At 70.3% G+C, this 2,265-nt stretch carries 3 protein-coding genes and 1 pseudogene; all 4 read left to right on the top strand.

Translation table 11 applies throughout. From position 1 onward, the window contains the following. Positions 1–997, top strand: a 997-nt coding sequence (locus ACFQ4H_RS34695) for a dihydrolipoamide acetyltransferase family protein (RefSeq protein WP_377579499.1), incomplete at its 5' end; no start/stop codon positions are given. Positions 998–1,339: 342 nt separating this feature from the next. Next, positions 1,340–1,477 carry a hypothetical protein gene (locus ACFQ4H_RS34690; protein WP_377579497.1) on the top strand — a complete coding sequence of 46 codons (138 nt, stop codon included), beginning with the start codon at positions 1,340–1,342 and terminating at the stop codon, positions 1,475–1,477. A gap of 155 nt (positions 1,478–1,632) precedes the next feature. Further along, the gene (locus tag ACFQ4H_RS34685; RefSeq protein ID WP_377579495.1) at positions 1,633–1,830 is read left to right on the top strand and encodes a hypothetical protein; all 198 of its coding nucleotides are present in this window, start codon (positions 1,633–1,635) and stop codon (positions 1,828–1,830) included. Next, positions 1,827–2,265 (top strand): annotated as a pseudogene (locus ACFQ4H_RS34680) (hypothetical protein); the annotation flags it as partial. The gene ACFQ4H_RS34685 and the pseudogene ACFQ4H_RS34680, both read left to right, overlap by 4 nt.

Raw genomic sequence — 2,265 nt, 5'->3', positions numbered from 1 at the left:
GGCGGCGGTCCCGGCTCCCGCTCCGGTCGTCGCTGCGGCCCCGGCCCCGGTCGTGACGCCGGAACCGCCCCGGCCGGTCGTACCGGCGCAGGGTCGGTCGCAGGGCCCGGTGCTGGCCAAGCCACCGGTACGCAAGCTCGCCAAGGATCTGGGCGTCGACCTCGGCACCCTGACCGGCTCGGGTCCGCTGGGCTCGATCAGCCGGGAGGACGTGCAACGGGCGGCAGCCGCCAACGCAGCCGCTGCGGCGGAGCCGGTCACGGCACCTGCGGTAGCGACGGCGGCAGCCTTCGGCCCGGACCGGGAACAGCGCATCCCGGTCAAGGGGGTTCGCAAGCTCACCGCCGAGAACATGGCCCGGTCGGCGTTCACCGCGCCGCACGTCACCGAGTTCCTCACGGTCGACGTGACCCGGTCCATGAAGGCGATCAAGCGGCTCCGCGAACTGCCGGACTGGCGGGACGTACGCGTCTCTCCGTTGCTGCTGGCCGCCAAGGCGGTGCTGGTGGCGGTCCGGCGGCACCCGATGGTCAACTCGACCTGGGCCGGCGACGAGATCATCGTCAAGGACTACGTCAACCTGGGCATCGCGGCGGCCACCGACCGTGGTCTGATCGTGCCGAACATCAAGGACGCAGGACGGTTGTCCATGCGTGAGTTGGCCGACGCGATGACCAACCTGGTGCAGACCGCCAAGGCGGGACGTACGTCCCCGGCGGACATGTCCGGCGGCACGCTGACGATCACCAACGTCGGTGTCTTCGGCGTCGACACGGGTACGCCGATCCTGCCCCCCGGCGAGTCGGCCATCCTCGCCTTCGGCGCGATCCGCGAGATGCCTTGGGTGCACAAGGGCAAGATCAAGATCCGCCAGGTGACCACCCTCGGGCTGTCGTTCGACCACCGGATCATCGACGGCGAACTCGGCTCGAAGTTCCTGCGGGACGTCGGTGCGTTCCTGGCCGACCCGGAGGCGGCGCTGCTCGGCTGGAGCTGATCTTCCGCCGACCGACCAGAGGCCGGTGTGCTCCGGGGTAACCCGGAACACACCGGCCTCGTCGTCCGCCCACCCGGAACCCGCTGGCCCCCACCCTCGTACCGGTCGGAAGTTGCCCGGCCGGCCGCCCGGAACGCCGGCTGACCAGCCAATCCGGCCGCCTGCCCCGGCCACCCCCACCGCCGAGCGGTGACTAATGAACGTCACCCGAACAGGCGTTAAACCTTTGATTGTTAGGCGCGTGGCCTAGCTCACCTAAGATTCGATGGAAATCGTTGCCTCGTCTGCGCTTTAATAGAGGCACGACGGGCTCACAACCGAATAGCTAGGAGAGCGCCAGCCATGAGCATGATCGACCGAATCCGCAACCACCGAAACGCCGCACGCCGCGCACGGGCCATCGAGCGCGCGCTGCGTTCCACCAACTCGCCAGCCGTTCGCAACGAGATCCTCGCGATCGCGCAGCGCCAGTACCGCTGACGCTCCCTAGTCCCTCGTTCCTCCCCCGATCGATGACCCGCCCGGTGACCCCGGCGCGGGTCATCGTCGTTTCACGCCCATTGACACCGGGATTCCCTTGCCGATGCGGCGCCCGGTACGGTTGGGCGCAGTCGTTTCCGCAGCCGTCCGTGTAGGTGACCGAGCTGATCAATATCGTTCGACGCCTCCAGACGACGCGGTTCGGCGACAACGCTGCCCAGCGCCACCGGCACAGGCCGGATACGGTGCGGGAAGCTTGCACAGCCGGTTCCGCCGGCGTCGCCGTCAACCCCGCCGACGGCACCGGATCGGCAATCGGCGGCCGACATGTGATGGAGGAGGCGCGCGCATGACGTCCGAGGGCCTGCAACACCCCGGCCAGGAGCCGGAGGGGGTTGCACCGGGCGCCGCTGGACCAGCGCCACACGGCAGCCACGCACCACTGGACCAACAACGATTCTTCAGCCAGCAGGATGCTGGGTCGGTGGCCAACACCGGCTGGGCACCCCCACCCCCGCAGGGCGGACCAGCCAATCCGCAAGCCCCCTGGGGCGTACCCGGTGGTTCCGCAGCCGGCACCGGCCCCGATCCGGCACCGTGGGGTCCCCCGACCAGCGGCCCTGCCGATGCCGGGCCGCCACCCAACCTCTGGGCACCGCCCAGCGGTGTGCCGGACAATCCACCAGCATCGCCGCACACTCCCGCCGCAGACGCCGAATTCCCGGCCCACTGGGGCAGCCCCCCGCCCGCCGCAGCTGCGCCGCCGCCGGCCGCTCCGCCCCGCTGGC

The organism is Micromonospora sonneratiae, from assembly GCF_042679305.1.
GTDB lineage: Bacteria > Actinomycetota > Actinomycetes > Mycobacteriales > Micromonosporaceae > Micromonospora_H > Micromonospora_H sonneratiae.
Note: the sequence above shows the minus strand (reverse complement) of the source record. Positions and strands in the feature narration are given on the sequence as shown.

Bases quoted from the DNA above. Each gene is read 5' to 3' on its own strand.
- ACFQ4H_RS34690 (WP_377579497.1), top strand. From the start codon at position 1,340: ATGAGCATGATCGACCGAATCCGCAACCACCGAAACGCCGCACGCCGC.